The 25,282-nt window shown below is 51.1% G+C and carries 23 protein-coding genes and 1 riboswitch; of the genes, 9 read left to right on the forward strand and 14 right to left on the reverse strand.

Going from position 1 to position 25,282, the window contains the following annotated elements; all coding sequences use genetic code 11:
- The first annotated feature begins 121 nt into the window (after positions 1–121).
- A complete protein-coding gene (locus M2277_RS10720) occupies positions 122–298 on the forward strand; it encodes an aspartyl-phosphate phosphatase Spo0E family protein (RefSeq protein WP_006207952.1) in 177 nt (58 codons plus the stop codon).
- Positions 299–328: 30 nt separating this feature from the next.
- Here the strand turns inward: M2277_RS10720 and M2277_RS10725 are convergent, their stop codons facing one another.
- From M2277_RS10725 to M2277_RS10750, 6 genes are all read right to left on the reverse strand, one after another.
- On the reverse strand, positions 329–1,144 hold the full coding sequence (locus tag M2277_RS10725) for a TatD family hydrolase (protein ID WP_006207953.1): 816 nt from the start codon (positions 1,142–1,144) through the stop codon (positions 329–331).
- 93 nt (positions 1,145–1,237) lie between these two features.
- Entirely contained in the window at positions 1,238–2,077 is an 840-nt protein-coding gene (locus tag M2277_RS10730) for an ABC transporter ATP-binding protein (protein WP_006207954.1), read from the reverse strand.
- Positions 2,078–2,135: 58 nt separating this feature from the next.
- Positions 2,136–2,891: an ABC transporter permease gene (locus M2277_RS10735; protein ID WP_006207955.1), complete on the reverse strand. Its 756-nt coding sequence runs from the start codon at positions 2,889–2,891 to the stop codon at positions 2,136–2,138.
- A complete protein-coding gene (locus M2277_RS10740) occupies positions 2,888–3,181 on the reverse strand; it encodes a thiamine-binding protein (RefSeq protein WP_006207956.1) in 294 nt (97 codons plus the stop codon). Before M2277_RS10740 ends, M2277_RS10735 begins: the two co-directional genes overlap by 4 nt.
- 87 nt (positions 3,182–3,268) lie before the next feature.
- Positions 3,269–4,300 (reverse strand): ABC transporter substrate-binding protein, encoded by a 1,032-nt coding sequence (locus M2277_RS10745; RefSeq protein ID WP_006207957.1) that lies wholly within the window; start codon positions 4,298–4,300, stop codon positions 3,269–3,271.
- Positions 4,301–4,413: 113 nt separating this feature from the next.
- A riboswitch (TPP riboswitch) is annotated at positions 4,414–4,525 on the reverse strand.
- Positions 4,526–4,698: 173 nt separating this feature from the next.
- A complete protein-coding gene (locus M2277_RS10750; RefSeq protein WP_036644123.1) occupies positions 4,699–5,088 on the reverse strand; it encodes a VOC family protein in 390 nt (129 codons plus the stop codon).
- Positions 5,089–5,408: 320 nt separating this feature from the next.
- Between M2277_RS10750 and M2277_RS10755 the strand changes: the two genes are divergently transcribed.
- Both M2277_RS10755 and M2277_RS10760 read left to right on the forward strand, forming a co-directional pair.
- Positions 5,409–6,938 (forward strand): GGDEF domain-containing protein, encoded by a 1,530-nt coding sequence (locus M2277_RS10755; RefSeq protein WP_006207959.1) that lies wholly within the window; start codon positions 5,409–5,411, stop codon positions 6,936–6,938.
- A 209-nt stretch (positions 6,939–7,147) separates the two neighbouring features.
- The gene (locus M2277_RS10760; RefSeq protein ID WP_036643831.1) at positions 7,148–8,194 is read left to right on the forward strand and encodes an EAL domain-containing protein; all 1,047 of its coding nucleotides are present in this window, start codon (positions 7,148–7,150) and stop codon (positions 8,192–8,194) included.
- 239 nt (positions 8,195–8,433) lie between these two features.
- On the opposite strand, the gene M2277_RS10765 is transcribed toward M2277_RS10760, so the two are convergent.
- From M2277_RS10765 to M2277_RS10775, 3 genes are all read right to left on the reverse strand, one after another.
- Positions 8,434–10,737: a glycoside hydrolase family 65 protein gene (locus M2277_RS10765; protein WP_280754747.1), complete on the reverse strand. Its 2,304-nt coding sequence runs from the start codon at positions 10,735–10,737 to the stop codon at positions 8,434–8,436.
- 92 nt (positions 10,738–10,829) lie between these two features.
- Complete coding sequence (pgmB, locus tag M2277_RS10770; protein WP_076151177.1) at positions 10,830–11,480, reverse strand: beta-phosphoglucomutase; 651 nt, start codon at positions 11,478–11,480, stop codon at positions 10,830–10,832.
- Positions 11,481–11,606: 126 nt separating this feature from the next.
- Positions 11,607–12,641 carry a LacI family DNA-binding transcriptional regulator gene (locus M2277_RS10775; protein ID WP_006207964.1) on the reverse strand — a complete coding sequence of 345 codons (1,035 nt, stop codon included), beginning with the start codon at positions 12,639–12,641 and terminating at the stop codon, positions 11,607–11,609.
- Positions 12,642–13,230: 589 nt separating this feature from the next.
- Here M2277_RS10775 and M2277_RS10780 point away from each other — a divergent pair.
- From M2277_RS10780 to M2277_RS10805, 6 genes are all read left to right on the forward strand, one after another.
- Positions 13,231–14,925, forward strand: coding sequence for an alpha-amylase family glycosyl hydrolase (locus M2277_RS10780; protein ID WP_280754748.1), 1,695 nt, complete (start codon positions 13,231–13,233; stop codon positions 14,923–14,925).
- A 308-nt stretch (positions 14,926–15,233) separates the two neighbouring features.
- A complete protein-coding gene (locus M2277_RS10785) occupies positions 15,234–15,908 on the forward strand; it encodes a response regulator transcription factor (RefSeq protein ID WP_006207966.1) in 675 nt (224 codons plus the stop codon).
- The gene (locus tag M2277_RS10790) at positions 15,905–17,293 is read left to right on the forward strand and encodes a sensor histidine kinase (protein ID WP_280754749.1); all 1,389 of its coding nucleotides are present in this window, start codon (positions 15,905–15,907) and stop codon (positions 17,291–17,293) included. Before M2277_RS10785 ends, M2277_RS10790 begins: the two co-directional genes overlap by 4 nt.
- 737 nt (positions 17,294–18,030) lie before the next feature.
- Entirely contained in the window at positions 18,031–18,945 is a 915-nt protein-coding gene (locus M2277_RS10795) for an ABC transporter ATP-binding protein (RefSeq protein WP_280754773.1), read from the forward strand.
- Positions 18,942–19,658: an ABC transporter permease gene (locus tag M2277_RS10800; RefSeq protein WP_076151173.1), complete on the forward strand. Its 717-nt coding sequence runs from the start codon at positions 18,942–18,944 to the stop codon at positions 19,656–19,658. Before M2277_RS10795 ends, M2277_RS10800 begins: the two co-directional genes overlap by 4 nt.
- Before the next feature lie 2 nt (positions 19,659–19,660).
- The gene (locus M2277_RS10805; protein ID WP_280754750.1) at positions 19,661–20,395 is read left to right on the forward strand and encodes an ABC transporter permease; all 735 of its coding nucleotides are present in this window, start codon (positions 19,661–19,663) and stop codon (positions 20,393–20,395) included.
- Positions 20,396–20,530: 135 nt separating this feature from the next.
- Here the strand turns inward: M2277_RS10805 and M2277_RS10810 are convergent, their stop codons facing one another.
- The 5 genes from M2277_RS10810 to M2277_RS10830 form a co-directional block, all read right to left on the reverse strand.
- A complete protein-coding gene (locus M2277_RS10810) occupies positions 20,531–21,370 on the reverse strand; it encodes a Gfo/Idh/MocA family oxidoreductase (RefSeq protein ID WP_280754751.1) in 840 nt (279 codons plus the stop codon).
- 34 nt (positions 21,371–21,404) lie between these two features.
- On the reverse strand, positions 21,405–22,487 hold the full coding sequence (locus M2277_RS10815) for a Gfo/Idh/MocA family protein (protein WP_280754752.1): 1,083 nt from the start codon (positions 22,485–22,487) through the stop codon (positions 21,405–21,407).
- Between the two features lie 151 nt (positions 22,488–22,638).
- A complete protein-coding gene (locus M2277_RS10820; RefSeq protein WP_280754753.1) occupies positions 22,639–23,586 on the reverse strand; it encodes a helix-turn-helix domain-containing protein in 948 nt (315 codons plus the stop codon).
- Between the two features lie 252 nt (positions 23,587–23,838).
- Positions 23,839–24,423 (reverse strand): TetR/AcrR family transcriptional regulator, encoded by a 585-nt coding sequence (locus tag M2277_RS10825; protein WP_063478487.1) that lies wholly within the window; start codon positions 24,421–24,423, stop codon positions 23,839–23,841.
- 7 nt (positions 24,424–24,430) lie between these two features.
- Positions 24,431–25,180, reverse strand: coding sequence for an alpha/beta fold hydrolase (locus M2277_RS10830; protein WP_063478488.1), 750 nt, complete (start codon positions 25,178–25,180; stop codon positions 24,431–24,433).
- Positions 25,181–25,282: the final 102 nt, after the last annotated feature.

The following is a 25,282-nucleotide window of genomic DNA, read 5'->3' on the forward strand; positions in this document are numbered from 1 at the left end:
TTTTCTAGAGGCATGAATATCGAAAACAGCCCCTCATGTTAAGTCTTTGATGTCTAATATCATACATCCTATAATTTTACATTAAAGTATAAAATATTACATGAGGGGAGGACATAAAGTCATGGAAACGAAGGAAGGCATAAAGTTTGATATCGAGCGAGAGCGGCACAAGCTTCACAAGATAAAGCAGCGGTATCGTGATTTTAATCATCCCAAAGTCCTCAGACAATCGATTGTGCTCGACGAACTGATTAATCAATATAATCGAGTCCTTAGAGAGAACAAGCCGATTGCTTGAACAATCGACTTGGCGTATGGATAGCTTTTCTTATAGGCCGTATAAGCGTACGGCATTCTCGTATAACCGCTCCCGCGCCGCAAGCACGGATACCCCTTGAAGCTCTGCCCAGGCAGCGGCAACGGCGGAGGTCATCCGAGGGTGGGTCATCTGCCCGGCAAAGGGACCTTCGAACGGCCAAGGTCCATCGGTCTCGGTCATAACAAGATGATCGGGGTATAGGCGAGCAATTTCACGAATTTCATCTTCATACAGGATATCAGGCGTAAAGGAGATATAATATCCGTTACCCGCCATCCGCAGCAAGGTGTCACGAGAGCCCTTAAACCAATGGAAATGGGCACGGGTGACGCCATATTTTTCGAGCAAGCGACATGCGGTTTCCGCATCTTCATATACAGCATGCAGAATCACAGGTTTATGATGCTTTTTCGCAAAAAGAATAAATTGTTCCAGTAGATATTCATATGGACGGTTATCCCACGAACGGCCCTCGGATTCAGCTTCTAATTTTGCATAATAGGGGAGACCCACCTCACCGACGGCAATCATGTCATCGGCATGTTCTTCCATCCAGTCCAGCAGCGCCTTCGTTTCAGCAGAGGAGGGGACAGGCTGCTCCGGATGATAACCGAATGCAGCCCGTACCATTGTTCCGTACAGCCGGGACAGCTCCAGATTCCGTTTGCAGGAAGCCAGATCCATAGAGACAGAGATGATGCTCTGAACCTCGCTATGCCGGATATCCGCCACAATCGCTTCCTGATCGGATAACGAATAACGGTCCAGATGAATGTGGGTGTCTAACAGTGGAGCTCCGGCCCCTGTTTGCGTTAGTGATTTCATCGTTACATACCCTTTCTACCAAGCTTTCTCGAAGCTCTGTGGCATTGATGGAAGCTGGATGATGAATGATTATTCTGTTTACGGTTCACGTTGTTACTGTCCGCGTTCTTGCTGCTCCTCCCGCATCATGGCGGATATTTCGGTTTTCAGCGTGATGAAGGATGGATCCAGCAGAATTTCCTCACGGCGTGGACGGGGGAACGGGACCTCGATTCGTTTTAAAATGGCCCCAGGCCGCGCCGACAGAATATAGATGCTGTCGGAGAGCAGAAGTGCTTCCTCAATATGATGGGTAATCATCAGCACCGAACGGCGCGTCTCCTCCCATATATCGAGCAGCCAGCGCTGCATATCACTGCGTGTCAGTGCATCGAGTGCGCTGAAGGGCTCATCCAGACACATCACTTCCTGCGGGCTCATCAATGCGCGCAGGAAGGCGGCCCGCTGCTGCATCCCTCCTGAGAGGGTATGCGGATACGCCTTCTCGAAGCCGGCAAGTCCGGCCCGTTCCATCCAGCGCCGGGCATTTGCCCTGGCGACGGCCTTCTGGGTTCCTCTGAGCTCCTCGGGAAGCAGCACGTTGTCCTCCACCGTTCGCCAAGGGAACAGGGCAGGCTGCTGAGGCATGTAGGCAATGAGCCCTTTTTTTCCCGTTACGTCACGACCATCCATGAAGACTGAGCCGGAATCAGGAGCCGTTAAGCCACCGATGATGTGGAAAAGTGTGCTTTTTCCGCTGCCTGACGGCCCGATAATCGAGACGAATTCACCGGGCTGTACCTGAAGCGCAAGGTCATCCAGCACATGAACCTCGCTGCGTCGGTCGCGGAAGGTTTTCCGAAGGTTTCGTACCTCCAGCGCAGGCGTTCGAGAGGCTTCCACGGAGGGGGGATTAAGCCCACCCTGGACCGGCGGAGCAACTTGTTGTGTCATATCGCGAAATACCTCCTTCATTAAGGATGATCGTGTATTGGCCCATGACTGCTGGGCATTAGCTTTTCCGGTTCCAACGGATCAGCCGTTTCTCCAGCAGGGTGATAAGCAGAACCATCAGCAGGCTGAGCAGGACGATGACCAGAATCGCAACGAATACCCGATCCGTGCGGTAGCCGGATTTTTGCAGCATCATGTAGTAACCGATTCCCCGGTCGGAGCCGATCCATTCTCCGATGACCGCACCCATGACGGAATAGGTGGCCGCGATCCGAATCCCGGAGAAGATGGAGGGAAGGGCATGAGGCAGCTCCAGCTTGGTAAAGATTTGCCATGATGTAGCCCCCGCCATCTGCATGTAATTCATCATGGTGCGATCGGTTCGGGCGAGCCCGTCCAGAGCCGCAACGGCCACCGGGAAGAAGCAGACCAGGGTAATCACAATAACCTTGGGCAGCATGCCGAAGCCGAACCAGATCATGAGGAGCGGCGCAAGGGCGATAGTCGGTACATTCTGGCTAAGAATCAGAAGCGGATAAAGAGCTGTTTTGAGAAAAGGCACCATATGCAGAGCCAGTGAAATCACAAGTCCGATTGCTGTTCCGATGATAAACCCGATCAAGGTTAGCTGCAGGGTGGCTAATGTATGCTGGAAAAGACCGGCAGCACCGGTAACTGCCTCGGATCCGATCGCCGTTGGCGCAGGCAGAATAAATTTTTCGATATCGAAGATCGATACCGCCGCCTGCCATACCAGCAAAAAGAAGAGGACCGCCACAACAGGCGGCCAGACGGAGCTCCACCAGCTTCTCATGGACGATATTTCTCAGTCAGCTTATCCATGCTGATGCCGCTCGGATGATGTGCAATTTTGACCTGGGATATGATGCTGGGACTTCCCGCATTCACCAGCGCCTCATGCATGCGCTCGACGATCTTTAGCAGCTCGGAGAGTTCTCCTTCCATGGTTGTCTCCAGTGCATGGACCTCGTACTTCACACCCGAATCCTCAATAACCTTGATCGCTTCATCCACATAAGGGATGCTGTCCCGTCCACCCGGCGTCCGGGGTATCACTTGAATGCTCAAGAGGGTGTTCGCCATATATAATCCATCCTTTCGTGCAGCGATATGATTATGAAAGAGAGACAGCCTGCTGTCAGGCCGACTCTCTTCTTGATAGAAAAGACCTTATGGTTGTTCCGGTAAAAAATCATTGGTGAACGCGCGGTCTGCATCAAGCTCTTTCTCCAGCAGTTTGCGCTCAAACATCCAGTCGGCATACCCCGACCATACTTCGGCTTTCTGTTCACCCCAACGAGGCGCGTCATCCTGATAGCGGGGACTCAGCCATTTCTGGCTGGCCAGAACCAGCTCGGCATCCAGATCAGGCACGGCCTTCGAGAGCAGCGCTGCTGCATCCTCAGGATGCTCAATAGCATGGTTGTATCCTTTGGAAGTAGCCCGCATGAAGGCTTTGACAAGCTCAGGGTCCTCTTGGATCAGCTTCTCGTTGGTCACGATGACCGGCGTATAATAATCGAGCTGGTCAGAGTAGTCCTTCACATAGATCATATCAAGCGGCTCATTGCGGAGCTCGGCTTCGATGCCCGTCCAGGCGTAGAATATCCAGGCGAAATCAATGTCGCGTTTGACGGCAGTAAAATAATCGGCATCGCCCATGTTGACCATATTGACTTTGCTGACATCGGCACCGTCGATCTCCATGATGGATTTCATGACAGCTTCCTCAACGGGGGAGCCCCAGCCGCCATAGGATTTACCTTCGAAATCTCCAGCCTTCACGATCCCTTTGTCCTTGGGAGCGGCAAAGCCGGATGTATTATGCTGAATGATCGCCGCAATGGAGACGAGCGGCAAGCCTTGCGTTCTGGCGAGGGTTACCCCTTCCTGATAGCTTATGCCGAACGGCACGTTACCGGATGCGACCAGCGTATCCGTTCCACCGGCTCCCGGCTGGACGATCTGGACGTTGAGCCCTTCCTCCTCATAATATCCGAGCTCCTTCGCTGCATACAGACCCGTGTGATTGGTATTGGCGGACCAATCGAGCATCAGCTGCACGTCACGGAGTTTCCCAGGACTCTTGGCGTCTTCTCCTTCAGCGCCTGTGTTCTTGTTCTGTCCGCCTGTACCGCATCCGGCCGCAACCATCAGCAGGACACAAGCGAGAAGCAGGGGGACCCATCTTCCCTTCTTCATCGTGTCTTCTCTCCTTATGAGTTCTATTTCTATTACCTCGCAACTCCACAAAAAAAGCGCCCCGATAATCTCAGGACGCATGACGGCGTAAGTGTATAGTACGGCAAATATGGCTGCCGCAAACATTGGCTTCCTACGCTGGCATTACCCAGATCAGGTGTAAGGGTCAGTATCAAAGCGGATACACTCTCAGCCGGCTAAATTCCAGCTCCCCCGATATTTATGAAGTTTCGATCAGTACATCCGTTATTATAGTCCTAACACCAAGACCTGTCTAGTTTTCGAAAAAGGTCATGAACAGGACAGGCCTTATGTAGGGAACCGCGTTTAGGCAGCCCAAGAGTTCAGCATATGAACATTTTAAGAGATGAAATGTTGGATACCGTGCTGCGTGCGGGTTAACGCTGGAAGAACTCGATCCATTCCCCTTCGGGACCATGCACGAAGAAATAACGATAGCCGTTCGGGAGAGTGACGATTTCCTCGTCCAGATGAGGAACTTCAAGTCCTTGGACGCGTGCATACTCTTCTTCAATATCATCCGTACTGACTGCAAAATGGTGCACCGTTCCTTCCGAAGGCAGCGAGTCGCTGTAACCCTGGATAAGTTCGACTTCCGTTTCGTCACTTCCATTAAATCCGAGGAACGCGAGTTGAATGACCCCATTGGTATGAGTCAGGCGATTCTTTAGTTCAAGGCCGACTACCGACGTGTAAAACGCTATCGTGGCTTCCAGGTTTCGGACTACAATACCAACATGATCCAATCGTTTCTGTGACACTGCCATACACCCTTTCCGGTTCGTATAAGATATGAAGAATAATATCATATGATTCCTATACGTCAAGTAGGTGATTGATATAGTAACTTTTCAGGTTTTCACGTGTTTAATTGAGTGTAGTCCTTGCATTTGAAGTACACCCGTCCAGTAGAAAAACTTCATTATATAGATCTTCTAGCGATGTGCCGGATAGATGATTTTTCTTTGATTTCCTCGTCTTTACTTTTGGATGGGTAAAAAGTATCATGAGGAATAGAGAGCTTAATTCAAAAGACCTAAATCATCCATCGTGTACAAGCTTACCTTTTTGCCAAGGGGGAGTGCTTATGAGTCCAACTCCAGCAGATCATCTGTGGATTCGACTCGCCATTATATATGCATTTATTCAGATAATGACTGTTCTGTGGATGCCTGATGCTTTATCGCTTCAGCGTGTGCTAGTCATTATTGCTCCTATGGCCGCCTCCGTGTATTTAATTCGGGTCAGCCGGCGTTATAAGGCACATCTTCGCAGGTTTTGGTTTATGGTAAGTATCGGACTGATGGCCGATGCAGCGGCCCGGATCGTCTCCTCCTTTTTTTTCGGGTTCGGGAAAGAGAGCGCTTTCCAGATATCCAGCTATTTCTGGGGATTGGAAGTGATCCTGTTCGCCAGCTGCCTCATCTATTTGTTCCGGCATGTTCAAGGCCCGCTAAGGGGGCTGCGGTTTATGCTGGATATCGTCATCGTTGGCGTAACGTTCATGACGGTGGGCTGGGAGTATTTAATCAAGCCCGAACTTCAGGACAGTACGTATTCGGGGGGGACGGGAAGCGTATGGGTGGATATGCTGTTTCCGCTGTGCGGAATGGTACTTATTTTCTTTACCGTGGTGTTGTATTTTAATACCAGGCAATTAGGGAAATGGGCGGTCATTTCATTAAGTCTTGGCGGAAGCGCTTATATTATGGGTGATGCTCTGCACTTTTATCTCGTCCATTTCGTGAATCTCGAAGTTCGTGCATATCTTGATCCTTTACATACGTTATCTGTGTTTTTCATTGCTTCTGCAGGTGCACAGCCCGCTCCCGATACCGGAAATCAAACGGTGAAAGAGAGGGAACCGCGTCCTGTAGGAACCTTGATTGTCAGATATTTGCTTCCATATGGCGTGCTGGGCGGAATGTTTGCCCTCATGGCGCAGCGGTTCGGTGGCTGGAACGGTCTGTTTACCGGTCTATCCCTGTGCGTCATTCTGATTCTGTTCCGCCAGATCCTGATCCAGTATGAGAATGACCGCTTGTTACATCGACTGCATGAAAGTCTGAGGCAGAGCGAATCGCTTGCTCACCGGGATGATCTGACGGGATTGTATAATCGTCGTTACTTCAACGCAAGACTGTCCAGCTCCTTGTTAGAGGCCGATCGGACAGGATCGCGGGTAGGGCTTCTCTACATGGACATGAATCGTTTCAAAAAGGTGAATGATCGTTATGGCCACCGTGCCGGAGATCTGTTGATCCGCAAGGTTGCATGCCGCCTTCAGTCGCTGGAATCCAAAGGGATTCTGGTGTCCCGTCTAGGGGGAGATGAATTCACCGTGATGATCCAGTCGGCCGGGGAGGATCAGGAGCTGATCTGGATGGCGGAGGAGATTTGGATGCTGCTCAGCGAGCCTTATGAACTGGAGGGATATGAAGTTAGAACGTCGCCGAGTATCGGTATTGCCGTGTATCCCGATCATGCCCGGAACGATCAGGAGCTCATTGGCCGTGCGGATGCAGCGATGTATGCCGCGAAGGAGCGGAATGCCCGCTGGCACTTCGATGTGGACCGGACGATGCAGCTGCAGCTTTTGGATCAGAAGATTGAATAAGGGATGGATAACCAGAAATATCGACAATGCGTTGTTAAAAGCAATATAAGTCGATTTTTGTAGATTAAAACCCTATCATTGCACGAATCTTGCGCATTTCTCATAAAACAGGTCATAACTTCGATATAAAATCCATAAAATGCAAAGAAATCATATTCAAAATGCCGATAAGAAGCATAGTGAGAGCTAGCTTGCCAAGGAGGACGAACATGATTTGCGACAATTGCAGCACCTTTGAACCGATTGAGGACCAGGGGACCGTTCATATGAAGCCTGCAAGCGGTGAGCTTATTGGCTTGCTTGCACTGAACGGCTACACGGTACAAGAGAACAATGAGGGTTGTGCTGTGAACTATAAGGAACTTGCGGAACTAATCTCCATGATAAAGTGTCTGCAACCCCTTCCGCTGAAGATTCGTCAAGAGCTGTCCTTCTGTGTTACCGGTGGAGAAGCTCCACAGATCCGGCATACGTGGACCCCTATGCAGAAGTTCGAGCTGCAGATGGAGCATTACGATATGGTCAATGTCATTTTACATAAGCAGTTTACGAGCTATATGCAGCCCATTGTAGATCACTTTGAGCAGATCGTTGCATATGAGTTTTTGCTTCGTCCGATAGAGGGGGGAGTCGCGTTCCAACCGTATGAGCTGTTTGAGACTGCCCGAAAAACCGGACTGCATTCTTTTCTGGACCGAGCGGCACGAACCTGTGCAATTGAAACCAGCGCAGAGTGGCTTCCTTTAGGTGTGAAACGTTTCGTAAACTTCCTGCCATCGTCGATATATGATCCTCAGATGTGTCTCAGTCATACTTTTAATACCATCGACAGGCTCCATTTGGATCCGAGGGATTTCGTGTTTGAGGTTGTGGAGACCGAGAAGATCGATGATGTGAAGCACCTCCAATCGATATTCGAGGTTTATCGCAGTCACGGGATCTCGGTAGCCATGGACGACGTAGGGGCGGGCTATTCCACGTTGGAGCAGATGATCAGGCTTAAGCCGGATTATGTGAAGATCGACCGGAGTCTTATCGACCATTGCGATCGAAATGCCGCCCAGCAGAAGCAGCTTGAAATGATCACGAACATGGCTCATGATTTCGGGGCTATGGTGCTGGCTGAAGGCATTGAGAGACGGGAGGAGTTTCATTTTTGCCGAGATATCGGGATCGAGCTCTCGCAGGGGTATCTGTTCGGTAAACCATCCGAGCGCCCTCCGCGTGATCCGCATTCTCAACTGATCTATTCATAGCCTACATAATCGGTAAATACCTGCCAAAGTGAGAATGAAGCTCGCAGCTGATTGGTGAAGCCTTGGCTGGACCCTGCAAATACAGATACCTGCCAAGGATGAGAATGGGCCCCTTCATAATGAGAAGGGATGTTTGAGGGGCCCATTCTCTATATACAAACAAGAGCCCTGGAATAATATCCAGGGCTCTTGTTTATGGGAGGGGAAGGGACATGATGTCCCCGTTGTCCCCGTACCGCTTATCTTGCAGCTTTTACCTCTCCAAGTCCGCTAATACTGTATTCTTTGCCGTTCACGTTCAGGACAGCAGGTGTATCCGTCTCGTTCACGATGATGGTCTCGCTGCCTTTCACGTTGACCTTCAGTCGGGATCCACGGAACATGACCTTGAAGGAGAAGGAAGACCAGTGACCCGGAATGAACGGATTCAGGTGCAATACGCCGTCTTTTACACGCAGGCCGCCGAAGCCGTGCACAACGGACATCCAGGTTCCTGCCATGCTGGTTGTATGACAGCCGTCCTCGGTATCGTTGTTATAGTTGTCGAGGTCCAGGCGAGCTGTACGAAGGTACATCTCGTACGCTTTCTCCTGATATCCAAGCTCGCATGCGAGAATGGAGTGTACGCAAGGAGAGAGGGAGGACTCATGTACCGTGAACGGTTCATAGAAGTCGAAGTTGCGTTTTTTCGTTGCCAGATCGAACTGGTCGCCCAGGAAGAACAATCCTTGCAATACGTCAGCCTGTTTGATATATACCGAACGCAGAATGCGGTCCCAGGACCAGTTCTGATTCAGCGGCAGATGTACAGGGTCCAATTCCTTAACGGGAACAAGTTCCTTGTTGAGGAAACCATCCTGCTGCAGGAATACGCCGAGCTCCGCATCTTCCGGATAGTACATTTTGCTGATGATATCCTGCCACTTGTCCGTTTCTACCTCTTGCAGCTCGAGCTTCGCCGTAAGCTCTGCATAGCGGGAATCCTCGTTCTCTTTCAAATATTCCAGCACATCAAGGGTGTATTCCATCGTCCAGCTGGCAATCCGGTTGGTATACCAGTTATTGTTCACATTGTTCTCGTACTCGTTCGGTCCGGTTACACCCAGCATCATATACTGATCCTTCGCGGGGACATAATTCACGCGCTCTTCCCAGAAACGGGAAATTTCCACGAGCACTTCCAGTCCGTATTGACCAAGATAAGAGAAATCGCCGGTATAGTTAACATAGTTATAGATGGCGTACGCAATGGCGCCGTTACGGTGAATTTCTTCGAACGTAATTTCCCATTCGTTATGGCATTCCTCACCGTTCATCGTCACCATAGGGTAGAGCGCACCTTTGGTGAAACCAAGCTTCCTGGCATTTTCCTTCGCTTTTTCCAGGTGTTTATAGCGGTAGATGAGCAGGTTGCGGGAGATACTGGCATCTGCGGTGCTCAGATAGAATGGCAAGCAGTAAGCCTCGGTGTCCCAATAGGTGCTGCCGCCGTATTTCTCCCCGGTAAAGCCCTTCGGTCCGATGTTCAGGCGGTCGTCCTCGCCGCTGTAGGTCTGGTTGAGCTGGAAAATGTTGAAGCGGATCGCCTGCTGGGCTGCCACATCGCCTTCGATAACGATATCGCTTTCCTTCCATTTGTCGCCCCAAGCTGCAGCTTGCTCCTTCAAAAGCAGCTCAAATCCGGTTTCGACGGCCGGCTCCAGCACCGCACGCGCTGCGTTCACCAGTTCGCCCAGGCCATGATTGCGGGAAGTGACGTTGGCGACATATTTATAGACGGTGATGACCTCACCTTCCGATACGGATACACTTGCACGGTTGGCGGCATATTTCTCTTGTTCTATCAGCTCTGCTTGCACATCAAGCTTTTCGCCGTTCTTCACGATGTTGTAGGACATCACGGACGTCACATGAAAATCGAGTTTCTTGGTTTTTACAGTTAAGGAAGCTGATCCTTGAGCCGCTTCCTTGAACACTTCCAGCCAGAACTTCTCGTCATAGTTGGAGTCTTTGTTCTTCACATCGCCATCAAGATAAGGCGTGATGGTCAGCTCACCAGCAAAATTAAGCGGGGTCACAGCATAACGGATGGCTCCGATCTCATGGCGCACAATGCTCACAAAGCGGATGGCTTCGACTTTAAGCTCCTTGCCGTCTTCCATGACAGCGGTAAAGCTGCGAGAGAGATAACCTTCCTTCATATTCAGCTCACGGACAAAGTTCTTCACTGTGCATTTCGCCAAATCAAGCGGCGCACCGTTGATTTCGATGCCAATGCCAATCCAGTTGGTGCTGTTCAGCACTTTGGCAAAATATTCAGGGTAACCGTTCTTCCACCAGCCTACACGGGTTTTGTCCGGATAGTAGACACCGGCCATGTAGCTTCCTTGCAGCGATGAACCGCTGTAGGCTTCCTCAAAGTTGGCACGCTGGCCCATAAATCCGTTACCGATACTGAATACACTTTCCGAGATTTCATGCGTATGAGGATCAAAGCCCTCTTCAATAATTGACCATTCATCTAGCTTTAAATATTGTTTCACAATCATCGGCTCCTTTATAAGTAGGGAAAATGGTTGCATATCTATATGGGATGATGCTGCTAGAGTTGCCCAAAGCGTATGAGCTCATGCTTCTACAATTCCAGCAGACGGTCCACCGTGAACTCTTCCAGGGAGGATAGAACGATGCTGGCGCGTCCCAAGGTTTCAGGGGATCCAATGCCGACACTGCGCATACCGGCGCGAGTGGCAGCTTCGATTCCGGCTTCTGCATCCTCGAATACGACACAGGTATCAGGCTGAACGCCAAGTTCATGGGCCCCCATGGTGAAAACCTCCGGATCCGGCTTCGCTTGGCTGGTCTTCGTTCCGTCGATAATGGCATCGAAATAAGGGGTGAGGCCGGTATTGTTCAAGATCAGCATGGCGTTCTTGCTGGCCGAGCCCAGAGCAACCTTAATGCCGCGGGCTTTGAGAGCCTGGATAAAGTCGAGGGCTCCGGGCAAAATCTCGGATTCATCCATTTTGGAAATATACTCGACGTACCAGGCGTTTTTCTTCTCCGCAAGTGCCAGCTTCGCGTCTTCATCAAGCGTCATTCCGCCGATTTCAAGCAGAATATCGAGGGAAGCCATCCGGCTGACTCCCTTCAAGCGCTCATTGTCCTGCTCGGTGAAATCAAAACCAAGCTCCCCGGCAAGACGCTTCCATGCAATGTAGTGATACTTGGCGGTATCCACCAGAACGCCGTCAAGATCGAATAAACAAGCGGTTATGGATGACATGATAATCCTCCTTAAGAATATTAGTGCAAACGTTTGAACCAAGCAGCAAAAATAAAGGAAGCACCACGATGCTTCTTTATTTTGAAGTACTTTGCGTCGTTATCATTTCCATTCCACCAGGCGAGTCTAGGATTTGGGCAGCGAATACATCGAGGATTCGCGGATCATCAACCGGTGCGGAATGATGTAACGGTGCGGCAGTACCGTCTTGTCATCGTTACGAACAGTCTGGATCAGTGCTTGGGAAGCAGTGTAACCCAGGTTGTAAATGCCGATGTCCACACTGCTCAGCGGCGGGGTCGACAGTTCGGTCAGCGAGATGTTGTTGAAGCTGATAATGGATACGTCTTCGGGTACCTTGTAACCGAGCTCGTGAAGTCCGCGCAGCACGCCGAAGGATACAATATCATCTACAATGACGAGTGCAGTCGGGCGCTCGGGCAGGTTCATGAAAAAGGACATGGCGCGATAGCCGCTTTCCTGAAGGAATTCACCTTCGACGATCCATTCTTTTCTCATCTCAAGCCCCGCATCGGCGAGTGCTTTTCCATAACCCTTCATCCGGTCCTGAGACACGATCAGGTTAGGCGGACCGCTGACAAAGCCGATTCGTTTATGCCCGAGGGAGATCAAATGCTTGGTTGCGTCATAGGCTGCCTGCACATTATCGGTATCGACGGATAACAAGTCAGGATATTTCTCACTTCGGCCGACAAGCACGAACGGGTAGTTGTTAGACTTGAGAAAATCGACGACCTGGTCATCCTGCCTGGAGTACAGCAAGATCGCACCATCGACACGCCGACCGTTAAGAAGCCTGGATACGGCTTCGACCTCTTCCTTCTCGTTGCCGCCCGAGCTGATTAACACATCGTATCCGGAACGGTTCGCCTGTGTGACAATACCGCGGATCAGCTCCATGAAGAACAAGTTGAGGAACAGCTCTTCCGCTGGTTTTGGCAGGATGACGCATATGCTTTCTGTCGTTTTGGAAACCAGGCTCTTGGCCATAATATTGGGATGGTAGCCCATTTCCTCCATAATCTCTTTCACTTTGCGCGAGGTTTCGCGGCTGATTCTCGGATGATTGGAAAGCACCCGTGAGACGGTGGAGGGGGATACGCCCGCTCGTTTTGCGACATCTTTAATCGTTACAGACATAGTAGGACCTCCAGTGGAACCGTTTGCGTTTTTTTGAAAATAAGAAAGCGACTACTGGATTCTCCCTTATTTCACCAGAATAACTTCCGCTAGAGCGCGGTCCGTTGTTCTTTATTTAATTGTGGGTCTGTCAGGCCCCGAGTATACTTGATACAGGCAGATCTAAAGCTATATAGGTACAGTATGTTAAACGGTTTCACACTGCTATATTAACGTTTATCGAAATGCTTGTAAATACGTATCCAAGTCAGCTGAGCGCAATTATTCACAAATGCACTAAAAAAGAAGAAAGGATTAGAAATCAGGAGAAAGGCGGGTATTATCACGTGAAAAAACCGGAAAATAACTTAATACGGCCTTGTGCAAACGATTTAACAAAATGGAAGAGTGGGTTATGATATAGTTGGGTTAAATAACCAGGGATACCGGGAATCTGAGATGGAATTCAAGACATGCTGTATTATGTAACCGTTTTATTTCTAAATTTCGTTTAATATTATTCAAACGTTTGCGCTGATGATGGCGAATTACAAGCATAGCAAGGCGGATTTCAGTGAACTTAATATATATCCAACAGGGGGTAATAGGTATGGTGCATAAAAAAAGGAGTACACGTAAGGCTGTGCCTCTATGGCTGGCAAGTTTCGCACTTGCGGGAGGTTTGCTTGCCGGCTGCAGCGGCGGCGCGACTCCACCACAAGAGGAAGCTGAGCCGAAGGCCACACAGGAAAGCAAGCAGCCTGACACCCCGGCACCTGCTCCGCAGGAAAATAAGGTGGATGAGCAGCCATCCGATGTTTATTACGAAATCTTTGTACGTTCATTCTATGATTCCGATGGGGATGGAATCGGTGATTTGAAGGGTGTCATCGAGAAGCTGGATTACCTGAATGACGGAAATCCGGATACATCGGATGATCTTGGCGTGACCGGTATTTGGCTGATGCCCATTAATCCTTCACCAAGCTATCATGGCTATGATGTAACGGACTATCGCTCCATACATCCGGATTACGGGACGCTGGAGGACTTTAAGACGCTGCTTGCGGAAGCGGATAAGCGTGGAATCAAGATTATCATGGATTTGGTTGTCAATCACACAAGTACGGAGCACCCGTGGTTCAAAGAGTCCGCGGCTGATCAAGCTTCCACGATCCGGGATTGGTATATCTGGGCTGAGGATCAGGGTAAAGCACCTTCCGGTTCCAGCGCAGCCGGCAGCGGCTCCCCGTGGCACGAGATGAACGGTGCCCATTACATGGGCACATTCTGGGGCGGAATGCCGGATCTGAACTTCGATAACCCCAAGGTACGCGAGGAGATGAAGGATATCGGCAAGTTCTGGCTGGAGCTCGGCGTGGATGGTTTCCGAATTGATGCCGCCAAGCATATCTACGAGGATCTGATGTCTGACAAGGGTGAGGCAACCACGGCAAAGAATACGGCCTGGTGGCAGGAATTCCGCACCAGCATGAATGAGGTGGACCCGGACGCTTATATCGTGGGTGAGATTTGGGATAACTCCGCTGCCGTTATTGCGCCGTACCTGGATAACGCCTTCGATTCCGGCTTCAACTTTGGATTGGGCGAGAGCATCGTGGGTGCAGCGCTCAACGAGAAGGATAACAACCTTGCCTTCACGCTGGAGCGGATGTACGGCTTATTCAGTCAAGTATCCGGTGGCAAGTTCACGGATGCGACATTCCTGACAAACCATGATATGAATCGTGTGATGTCTCAGCTGAACAATGATGAGAATCATGCCAAAATGGCTGCTGGCATCCTGCTGACGATGCCGGGCAATCCATTTATCTATTATGGGGAAGAGATCGGCATGAAGGGGGCGAAGCCGGATGAGCAGATCCGGGAGCCGATGATCTGGTCCAACACGGGCAGTGATAAGGGCCAGACGACATGGGAGCCCTTGAAGCATAACCGGGGCGATGCCGTGCAGGGTGTGGAGCAGCAGATGGGGGATGCGAATTCCCTGCTGTCCCGTTACCGCACGCTAATCAGCTGGCGCAATGAAATGCCTGCGCTTCAGAACGGAACCATTGAATCCTATGCTTCCGGGAATGCACAGGTCATGGCTTACTTCCGCCGTACCAACGACAACCAAGCGCTTGTGGTCCATAATCTGTCCGGCAAGGAACAGACGGTGGATGTGGCATCGAAGAATGGAGAGAGCGGGTTCTCATCACTGTTGAGAACAACGGACGACAGTGCGGCATTAAACGGCAGCAGCTTAACGCTGCCGCCGTATACAACCGTTGTAATGGAGTAGGCTGCGTTCATTCCTATAGTGAAACATAACAAGGACCCCGAGCCCCTGGAAGGAGGCGTGCTCGGGGTTTTTTTTTGGGGAAGGGACTTTCATGAGGTCGGGAGGGGACAGGTGCCTTATGGTGATGAGGCAGGATGCTGACTGGAACGAGGATACCCAATCCGATATCCGAACTTCGGATATCCCGTGTTACAATGAATGACAAATGATGGAGCACAGTGCATGCATACAATGGACTGCAATCACTTTTTGCGGCTGTTGCAGCACCTGGCAGACATTGAACATTTGCATCGAAAGGAAGATTTACGATGAGCGCAAGCATTCTATATATCGAGGACGACCATGAAATCGGCGGTTGGGTCAGTGAATTTCTTAAAGACAAGGGTTATGAGGTGCGGTGGCAGCTCAGCGGGGAGAAGGCTGTAGAGGAAGCGGTGGCATGTGCCGTCGTCATTCTGGACGTCATGCTTCCGGGACTTGACGGCTTTACGATCGGACAGCGAATCAAGAAAGCATATCCCGGTCTGCCTATCCTGATGCTCTCGGCCAGAACTGCCATTGACGATAAGCTGCAGGGGCTGGAATTTGCCGATGACTATCTGACGAAGCCTTTCCATCCGGACGAGCTGGCTGCCCGTCTTGAGGTGCTGCTTCGGCGGTCCGTCGTCAAGTCTGCAGAGCCTTTGAGAGTGAAGCACTTATCCGTGTATGAGGCCGAGAATCGGATTGTGAACGAGGATACCGGCGAGGAGACACTCCTGACCGGTAAACAGTATCAGATATTTATGTACCTGCTCCAGCATCAGGGGCGTGTGATGACCAAGGAGCAGATTTATGAATCGGTCTGGGGCGAGTCCTATATCGAAGGGGATAAAACGCTGATGGTTCACATCCGCTATCTTCGCGAGAAGCTGGAGCGGGACCCCGCCACACCGGAGATTATTGAGACTGTGCGCGGGCTGGGCTATCGGGTGAGAGCATGAAATGGAAAAGGAACAGAGGAAGGTTCCGCAAATCGTTGACCAACCGGTATTTGCTGTTAATCTCGCTGGCCATGATTTTCATGCCGATTATGTTTCCGTTAGCCTCGATTCTCTACTGGTTCGTGAACGATACGTTCTCGGAGAAACCGGCTGTACCTGTCGAGAAGTATACAAGCGGTGCTGTGTTAGAGAAGATGTGGCACGAGGAGGCAGCAACATTAAGCGGGGCTTCGCCAGAAGCCATAGAGCGAAGGCTGCATGCAATTCAGCTGGAGTATCCGGAGATCTCGATGTTCTGGGTGGACGGCAGCAATGAGACGAGGCTGCAGATGCCGGTGCAGCCAAGCCTCCCCGAGGTATGGAGCGCACCCTACACCGTTCAATTCATGAAGAATGCCGTGGACGGAGACCCGTTCACTTCGGTGGCCTTTATCGGTGGAGAGGCATCGGGGGAAGGCTTCATAGTGATGCAAATACCGAGAAAATATATCAGTGTCCAGCAGCCAATCGCCAGCGAAACGGCGATGTATGGCCTCTTTATAACCTTGATGTCGGTTCTGTTTATTGTGGTCTCCTGGCTGTTCTTCGTGCGCATCCGCAAGCGGCTGCTGCGACTTCGTTCTGCTATGACCTCCCCTCACACCGTGACAGGTTTACCGCAGCCGGTCGCCTTAACCAAGCTTGACGAGATCGGGCAGCTGGAAGAGGGCTATAACCATATGGTCATCCAGTTAGAGGAGGGGCAGCGCCGGCAGCGTGAGGAGGAGGAGCTGCGCAAGTCGCTGATTGCTAATCTGTCACATGATCTGAGAACGCCGCTGACGGTGATTCGAAGCCATATTTTCTCCATGGAGCGGGAGCCGCTGAGTGAGAAAGGGAAGGAATCATTGTCCCTCATCGAGTCGAAAATCGCGGACTTGGGCGGACTGATCGATAATATGTTGTCCTACAATCTGCTGGCCAGCGGCAAAGTGAAACTGAACATGGAACCGACGGACGTTCTGCGGACGGTCAAGGAAAGTGCAGCTGCTTGGTATCCGGTATGGGAGAAGGCGGGAATCGAGCCCGATATCCAAGTGCGCGACGAGCCGCTCAATTGGAATGTGGATGTGCTGTGGTTCCGCAGGCTTCTGGATAATCTGTTCCAAAATGTCGTCCGTCACGCCAAGTCAGGACAGTATATCGGTATTCATACGGAAGAGAGAGAAGGGCTTGAGGGCATGCTTGTCATTTCGGATCGCGGACCGGGAGTCGGAAGCGACTCACAGAACAAAGGCACGGGCATTGGCCTGGCTATCGTGGATCACTTGACAAGGGAAATGGGCCTGGGCTGCCATGTGGAAAGCTCGGATGAAGGCACGAGGATCAGCATCTGGAGGCGGTGAGGTTTCAGGTATCGAGGATATAAGAATCGTGCTCGGATGGTGAAAGGGTGTAGGCAAATTGAAAATGGGGAACCGGCGTGTTGGCTGGTTCTTTTTTTGCGTTACTAACAAGAAAGACACCCTTCCAGGGTGTCTTCGCACAATTGCTTTTCGCTCGAGTTTCACGAGCTCGTCAGTGAACTTGGTTCATAAGCAAGGCAGGCTACAGTTGCTAGACTGAGAGAGAAGTCCATTTTGAGATCCACATGTACCAGTACATTCATATCCATAGTTAACCACGCCCCCATCGTAATGATTAATCTACCTATGAGAGAGCAGAGTGATTGGCATGCCATCATCAGCGTCAGGTAGCCCCCCTGTACGGACGCAATCAGCGTTTCGGCAAAGTGATTATATCATATTCGGGCACTCGCTGATAGTATTTCCGAGTCGTTGGGCATGGATGCAGGATTACTAATGAGCGCTGCTTAGTGAAGTGCCTCTTGTATTTGTGCAAAAGCGCAAAAGCATCGGCGTAGGGAACGGAATTATTGCTGGAGAAGCGAAGCGTTCGCCTTTAAATCCGGTAAACTACCTCTGGACAGATTCAGCTTCCCGGATTTAACAGCGGTCCGGTCCCGGAGCGGTTTGAACAGCACGCAATCACTCATGCATAACTTTTTTTAAATTAAATTTAAACTTCAGGTCGACCGGCATTTAACCTTGGCCATGTAGGATGTATACCTGAGGTGATGAACGTGACGGAACTCGTCATTCAAACGAAAGGCTTATATAAAATATATAAAAAACGCGCGGCAGTCGTGGATTTGAACCTGGAGATTGCCCGCGGCGATATCTACGGCTTCCTGGGACCGAATGGCGCAGGGAAAACAACGACCATTCGCATGCTGCTTGGACTGATCCAGCCCACGCGCGGGGCGATTCATTTGTTCGGCAAGGATTTGAAGCGCGAGAAAATGAACATTTTGCAGCGTACAGGATCTCTCGTGGAATACCCATCCTATTACGGTCATCTGACGGCCATTGAGAATCTGGAGGCGATTCGCCGGATCACCGGCGGGCCGAAGTCCCGCATCGCGGAAGTACTGGAGATTGTCTCCCTGACGAAGGAAGCCAAGCGACCGGTCAAGGGATACTCCCTTGGGATGAAGCAGCGTCTTGGCATTGCAGCCGCTTTGTTCAACAATCCGGAGCTGCTTATCCTGGATGAGCCGACCAACGGTCTTGATCCATCCGGCATTCATGAAATCCGGGAGCTGATCAAAAACATGCCGCGTCAATACGGCATTACCGTGCTGGTATCCAGTCACCTGCTGGGCGAGGTGGAGCAGATGGCCGATAAAGTCGGCATCATCCGTGACGGCCGGATGGTGTTCCAGGATACCATTGACCATCTGGTATCCACCGCATCCAGCGGGTTCCGATTGTCGGTATCGGAGCCGGAGGCTGCGCTCGGACTGGCGCTGGACCTGGGCTGCCAAGGGGTGCTGCGAGACCATATGCTGGAGCTGGAAAGTATGCAGGATGCCAAGGTCGCCCTGCTCGTGAAGCGGCTCGTTGAGAATCAGCATGCCGTGTACCGTGTCGAGGAGCAGCGGAGGTCACTCGAGGATATTTTCATGCAGATCGTAAGGGAGGGAAGCCGGATATGATGTTCCGTGCGCTGTCCGCCGATTGGCTGAAAATAAGGGGCAAAGGCATCTGGTTTCTCGCGGCGCTCGGTCCCATCGGACTGGCGGCGATGCAAGGGCTGAACTTTGGACTTCGGTATGATTATCTGATGAAAACGTATGCGGCAGATCCCTGGGGCGGGCTGCTGGAGAATGTTACGTTTTTTGTTCCCATCGCCCTGTTCCTGGGCATTACGCTGATCTGCTCGCTGATGGCCAACGTGGAGCATCAGCTCAGCTCGTGGAAGCAGCTGCTGGCATTACCCATTTCAAGAACCGCTGTATTCAGTGCAAAATTCGTGCAGGCCTTCTTGATACTCTGCGTATCCTGTATCCTGCTGACGGTAAGTGTCGCCGTGCTTGGCATGCTGCTAGGAATGGGTGCGGATCGCATGCCGTATATGGATCTGATGCGTATTGGGTTCTTGCCTATGTTCGCCGCGCTGCCGGTCTTGGCTTTTCAGTTATGGCTAAGCCTGACGCTCAAGAATCAAGGGATATCCTCGGCGATAGGCATCACCGCTTCGGTAGTATCCATGTTTGCCATGGAGTTCCCGGATTGGGTGCCGCTGAAATGGCCGCTGCTCGCTTACATCGGTCCTGAAAAAGCGACATTTATAGGAGCGGGTTTACTGCTTGGGGCGGTCATTGCTGCAGCTGGACTCATACATTTCAACCGGAAGGACGTGGACTAGAGATGGCGTCTTATACAAGAGCAATATCAGCAGAGTGGCTCAAGCTGTCGAAGTCCAAATTATGGCCGCAGATTCTGCTGAATGGGGTACTGGTTTTGATGCTGGGGATTCTAGGTGGCAATCCGATCCAGGAAGCCCCATGGGAGTATTTGCTATCCATGATGTGTTTTCTGCATGCGATGCTGCTGCTCCCGATCATGACCGGGATTTTCAGTGCAATGGTGTGTCGCTACGAGCATACCGGTGGGGGATGGAAGCAGCTGCTGGTCCTGCCGGTGTCGCGTGGTGTCGTCTATTCTGCCAAATTCACGGTGGTGGCTATCTTGCTTGCTGCTGTGCAAGTGTTGTTCCTGGGTGCTGTCATGGGAGCTGGATGGTTCCATAGGATCGAGGCTCCGATTCCTTGGGAGATGCTGCTGCGCAGCCTGGTGGGTGGCTGGGTTGCTTGTCTGCCGCTTGCCGCGCTTCAGCTTGGTGTTTCCACGGCCTGGAGCAGCTTTGCCGCACCGCTGGCATTAAACGTTGTATTCACCATCCCAAACATCTTGGTGGCTAACTCGCAGACGTATGCCCCTTATTATCCGTGGACACAGCCGTTTCTTGCGATGATGCCAGCGGGTCAAGCCGATTTCGGCGCCTTCAATATTCCGTTTGAGAGCCTTATGATCGTGATTGTTGGCGGGTTTCTGTTATTTTTCCTCGGAGGATTCATCTATTTTCAGCGCAAGGAAGTGTGATTACTCCTAACCGGAGTGCAGCGGATGCATTCCGATAAGAAGCGTTCACCAATGATAAAAGAGCTGCCCCAGGTCCTTGATGGCCTGCTGGAGCAGCTCTTTACGCTATCTTGCTATGGTTGAAGCGAACCCTTGCTAATTCGGCAGCTCTACCCACGCATAAGGGGTGGCGGCTGCCTTTAATCCGTATTCGATGATGGTAATGACGGCAATCGTTTCAGCCGGGTCAACGGCAGGCTTGCCCGTTTCGAAGAAATTTACCAGATTCTCGATGAACAAGGCAAAGAAATTTGAATGGGCGGTGACCTGCTTGAAGCTGCCGTCTTCATTTTTAATGCCTAGAGTAAAAGGGCAATTCTCCCCAAGATGATTCACGGCAGCTTGTCGTCCGTTACCGTAATCGATGAGCAGGGCAGGAGAGTCGGGTGTACCAACGAACATGACCCTCTTCGGATCTGCTCCCATCAAACGGACCACGGGTTCGATTTGATGGATCGAATAGTTGGCGAATCCGCCGGGCCCCCAGCTGCTAATGGTCTGAATGCCGCTCCGGTCCAGCTCCGTGTACTCACTGGCAAAACGAAGGGCAGACGTTGAATACATCGGCGTTCCGTGGGCTGTCGCCAGATCGAACATTCGGATCGCTGTCTTTCGGTCAGGAGCGAACGTTTTATCGATATAGGTCGGTTTGCCGGATTGCAGCGGAAGCCGGGACAGCTCCTCATGGAACTCCGGGTTATCCGGGGACAGCACGATCAGGTAATCACTGCGCTCCACCACGTCCTCGATAGCGGGCAGCAGCTCAATTTCATTCTCCTTGCACCAGGCTGCGTTTGTGAGCCCGTTCTCTTTATCTCTTTTGCCGTAAGCGTAAACGACCTTCATGGCACTTCCTGTAGCCTGATCGATCCATCCAGGATATTTATTCGCATGGAATTGGTCCAGATGCAGGTCGATGAATCCGATTTTTTTCATGGTAAAATAGGCCTCCCTGGCTTCGAACTATAGGTTAATGGCTGTTCTGGGCTACGGGTTGCAGCGAAACTTCCGCCCCTTGGTCGGACGAATCGTAGATCGCCTGGATAATCTGGGAGGACAGGATGACGGTATCGATATGCGACGGCTGTTTTTCCCCGGTTTGAATGCACTGAATGAAGCTATCGATCTCATTCTGGAACATGCTGCCGAGGTTGAATTTTGGCGTTGTCTCAATCAAGGCACCGTCCTCCGTGGTGTAGAAGGTAAAGTCTGCGCCATACTTCAACCGTATGCCGCCTTTGTCCCCGAGGAAGTCGATGAACATCTCTTCGGCGCCGATGTTTTGCGCCCATGCGCCGTTCAGGGAAATGGTTGGGCCCTCGGTGCGGACCAGAGCGGTGACAAAATCGTCGACATCATAGGTGCCTTCATATTTCGGCGGACCTGCCCACATTTTGAGGAAGGTGTAGTTCTCCATATCCTTGCCCAGCTTGCAGTAAGCCTGCCCGGACACGGTCTTCGGCTTCGGGTCGCCTGTGCAGTACATCACGACATCGAGGAAGTGAACGCCCCAATCGATCAGCGCGCCGCCGCCGGCGATGGCCTTGGTTGTGAAGGCCCCGCCGAGACCCGGAATCGAGCGGTGGGAGCGGAAGCTGGCATATACGTGATACAGCTCGCCGAGATCACCGTTCTGAATCATTTTCTTGATTCTGTTTACGCTTTCATTGTAGCGGTTGACCACCCCAATATTGAGGGTTTTGCCGGTTTCGTGCTGAACCTTTTGCATTTCCAGAGCTTCGTTGTAGGTACGGGCGGCGGGCTTTTCGCATAACACATGTTTGCCTGCCCGCAGACAATCCATGGCGATGGATGCATGCACATCATTCGGCGTACAGATCGATACGGCATCCACTTCGGGATCATTCAGGATCTGGTTGTAATCCTCAATGGCCTGGCCGCACTCGTATTTCGTTACGGCAGCATCGGCCCGTTCCTTCGCGATATCGCAGAAATACTTGATTTCGGCGTCTTTGTTGGCTATGTAGGCGGGAATATGGGCGCTGTTTGCAATCGTACCGCAGCCAATCACGGCAATTGTAATTTTGTTCATCGGTTCTCCTCCAAAATCGTGGATTGATGATGCAGTGATTACAGGGACTTGTCACTCGATTCTTCGTTCTTGCTTGCCCAGAGTATAGCATGGGAACGATCTATTCGATTTCACTATCGTGTTTATTTATTGGATTATCGTACCGAGGGCGCTAGTCAACGGTTTTAAATGCGTTCTTTTTGTAGTAAGCAGGAGTCGTTCCCGTATACTTCTTGAAAATGCGGCAGAAGTAGGAAAGCTCGTTAAAACCGACCTTGAAACATACATCGGTTATCGTCAGTTCGGGCTCCGTCAGCAGCCGCATCGCCATTCGTATCCGGTAATTGGCCAGGTACTGACTGAAGGTCCGGCCGGTAACTTCCTTGAACCGGCGACAAAAATTCGTCCGGGACATCATCGTCCGGGCACACAGTTCCTCCAGCCACAGGGGCTGGTCATAATGGTCATGAATATACTGGACCGATTCCAGGATGGGCTCCCGGTACGGGTCGCTGCTCGAGCTTGACGATTTAAGCTTGCCCTGGTCGGCATGCTCGCGGTTCAAGATCGCCAGCAGCTTCAGCAGATTGGCTTTTAGCAAAATATCAAAGAATGGACCCCGGCTTCCGTACTCGGCCAGCATTTCGGTAAGCAGTTCCTTCACGGCCAGATCGCTGCTGCCGGTCAAGGTAATCTTGAGCGGAACGCTGTCTTCCGTAGTTATAAAACGCTCGATGAAGGAGAGGTCAAACAGATTCGGCTCAGCTGGCTTCCCGTCGAGTCGTTCATTAATGAAGGCAGGCATGAATTCGCAGCCGAGCACCTCCAGCTCTTTCCCTGGTATCATCTCCACGCGATGGACGCTATATGGAGGAAGAACGAATATGTTTCCCTGGACCATTCGGTATTTCTGTCCATAGAGGGTGTGGATGAATTCACCTTTGCTGACATACCAGATCTGGAGATAATCGTGCATATGATCGGACAAACTCCCGAACTTCTCGGTAATTCGGTACATTTTGCAAGGCAGGCCGTTTGTCATTTCCAGCTCCGATGTAAAGTAGGCGATACCTTGCCGGGTACATTCGGCGATATCCGGTTCCAGCCAGTGAATAGCCATGATTCGTTCCCTCCCCGCGCTCGTGTAAGATCCTGTTATTCATAGCATAACTGATTCATTACATGAAGGAAGAGGAAAAGTTGAAAAAGTTAGCGGATTCCTGTGGTCAGAGTGATGCGTCTGAATGTTTAGAGGTGAGGATACGATGAGGATTTTGAGAAAGTGTGGGCTGGCGAAAGTAGATGAGGAGCTATAGCTTCATGATAAAGAGCCCGGATTCCAAAAATACGGGAAATCCGCGGCTCTTTTCCTTTACGAGCAAAACTCCTTCAGCATCTGCTCCTTCACTTCTTCTATAGGGAATTGCTGGGGATAGGTGGATATCATGAGCATAATGCCTTGAAGTGTAGAAGAAAAATACATGGAACGTTTACGCGGCTCGGGGACCCTTAGCATCTGGAAGATTCCGCATTGAATCTCAAATTGCCGGGCGGCTTCTTCCACAAGACGCTTGCCGTAAGGTATCAACTCTTGGTCGGCCTCGGGCTGGGTTTGAAGATGCAGGTAGAATCGGAAGACTTCCGGCTGCTGATAGACGTTGTCGATCGCATGCTCAATGATGAACCTCAGCTGTTCTGCAGGAGTTTTAAGCGAAGCGGCATCCTCCATAACCTTGGCCACACCTGCAACGCGATCCTCAACCATGGCGGCCAGCAGCGCTTCCTTTCCTGAAAAATAGTTATAGAGCAGTCCCTTGGATATTGCCGCATGTTTGGCTACATCGCTGATGGAAGTCGCATGGTAGCCTTGATGTATGAATAAATCCATGGCGGCTTCCTGAATCCTATCCTTCGCGATTTGGCGTATGCGTTCGTTCTCGCTTGGTGTACGTGGCATGAAACCTTCAGTCCTTCACAAATTGGATGATATGTCGGGATAATTCATTCGGATGCGTTAGTGTGAGCATATGGTCGGCCTCTGAGATAGTGACAAAGCGAGCGCCCGGAACCCTCCGAAATTGTTCTCCTACCTGCCGGTTATCGGACATTTCATGATCGCCTATGATAAAGAGCGTTTTGGCAAAGATATCTTCTAAACGCTCCATCGCCGGCGGTTCCGGCCAAACCGAGTCAAAGGTAGCCCAGGTAAAGGTATGCTCAAAATGGTGGCGCAGCATCTGGATCATAAGCCCCCGCTCGGCATGGTTTCTCGTTATCTCATAGGAAGGGGGCTCTATGCACAGTTCGATCATTTTCTCGATATCTGGGGCGGCTGCGCTTACCCGCAGCATGTAAGCTTGCATTTCCTCAGAGTAGGGAAAACCGGACAGGCCAGGTGCAATGAGAATCAGTTCCGACACTCTTTCAGGATATTGGATCGCGAACTCTGTTGCAATCTGCCCGCCCATGGAATGACCAACAACCGCAGCTTGAGGAATATTCAGGTGATCAAGGAGAGATAACAAATCCTGCACGTAATTGGCAGGTTCGATGGGGGAAGGAGATCGGCCGGCTCCGCGACCGTCAAAGGCAATAACATGAAAGTCCTCCGATAATAGAGGCACAACCGAGCTCCAATCCCTCATATCCGCTCCACCGCTGTGAATAAGGACGACAGGCTTTCCATTTCCATACACTTCGTAATGCAGATCCATTAGAATATCCTCCAGTTGATTTACATTTATTCTACTGTCTTGATAGGTTTATTTTATTATTGAATGAACGGTCGGTCAATATAAAAATGGAAATACATAATC

The sequence above is a fragment of the Paenibacillus sp. LBL genome, from assembly GCF_029893715.1.
GTDB lineage: Bacteria > Bacillota > Bacilli > Paenibacillales > Paenibacillaceae > Paenibacillus_AQ > Paenibacillus_AQ glucanolyticus.

Coding starts and splice junctions, on each gene's coding strand:
- M2277_RS10720 (WP_006207952.1), top strand. CDS start 122: ATGGAAACGAAGGAAGGCATAAAGTTTGATATCGAGCGAGAGCGGCAC.
- M2277_RS10725 (WP_006207953.1), bottom strand. CDS start 1,144: ATGAAATCACTAACGCAAACAGGGGCCGGAGCTCCACTGTTAGACACC.
- M2277_RS10730 (WP_006207954.1), bottom strand. CDS start 2,077: ATGACACAACAAGTTGCTCCGCCGGTCCAGGGTGGGCTTAATCCCCCC.
- M2277_RS10735 (WP_006207955.1), bottom strand. CDS start 2,891: ATGAGAAGCTGGTGGAGCTCCGTCTGGCCGCCTGTTGTGGCGGTCCTC.
- M2277_RS10740 (WP_006207956.1), bottom strand. CDS start 3,181: ATGGCGAACACCCTCTTGAGCATTCAAGTGATACCCCGGACGCCGGGT.
- M2277_RS10745 (WP_006207957.1), bottom strand. CDS start 4,300: ATGAAGAAGGGAAGATGGGTCCCCCTGCTTCTCGCTTGTGTCCTGCTG.
- M2277_RS10750 (WP_036644123.1), bottom strand. CDS start 5,088: ATGGCAGTGTCACAGAAACGATTGGATCATGTTGGTATTGTAGTCCGA.
- M2277_RS10755 (WP_006207959.1), top strand. CDS start 5,409: ATGAGTCCAACTCCAGCAGATCATCTGTGGATTCGACTCGCCATTATA.
- M2277_RS10760 (WP_036643831.1), top strand. CDS start 7,148: ATGATTTGCGACAATTGCAGCACCTTTGAACCGATTGAGGACCAGGGG.
- pgmB (WP_076151177.1), bottom strand. CDS start 11,480: ATGTCATCCATAACCGCTTGTTTATTCGATCTTGACGGCGTTCTGGTG.
- M2277_RS10775 (WP_006207964.1), bottom strand. CDS start 12,641: ATGTCTGTAACGATTAAAGATGTCGCAAAACGAGCGGGCGTATCCCCC.
- M2277_RS10780 (WP_280754748.1), top strand. CDS start 13,231: ATGGTGCATAAAAAAAGGAGTACACGTAAGGCTGTGCCTCTATGGCTG.
- M2277_RS10785 (WP_006207966.1), top strand. CDS start 15,234: ATGAGCGCAAGCATTCTATATATCGAGGACGACCATGAAATCGGCGGT.
- M2277_RS10790 (WP_280754749.1), top strand. CDS start 15,905: ATGAAATGGAAAAGGAACAGAGGAAGGTTCCGCAAATCGTTGACCAAC.
- M2277_RS10800 (WP_076151173.1), top strand. CDS start 18,942: ATGATGTTCCGTGCGCTGTCCGCCGATTGGCTGAAAATAAGGGGCAAA.
- M2277_RS10805 (WP_280754750.1), top strand. CDS start 19,661: ATGGCGTCTTATACAAGAGCAATATCAGCAGAGTGGCTCAAGCTGTCG.
- M2277_RS10810 (WP_280754751.1), bottom strand. CDS start 21,370: ATGAAAAAAATCGGATTCATCGACCTGCATCTGGACCAATTCCATGCG.
- M2277_RS10815 (WP_280754752.1), bottom strand. CDS start 22,487: ATGAACAAAATTACAATTGCCGTGATTGGCTGCGGTACGATTGCAAAC.
- M2277_RS10820 (WP_280754753.1), bottom strand. CDS start 23,586: ATGGCTATTCACTGGCTGGAACCGGATATCGCCGAATGTACCCGGCAA.
- M2277_RS10825 (WP_063478487.1), bottom strand. CDS start 24,423: ATGCCACGTACACCAAGCGAGAACGAACGCATACGCCAAATCGCGAAG.
- M2277_RS10830 (WP_063478488.1), bottom strand. CDS start 25,180: ATGGATCTGCATTACGAAGTGTATGGAAATGGAAAGCCTGTCGTCCTT.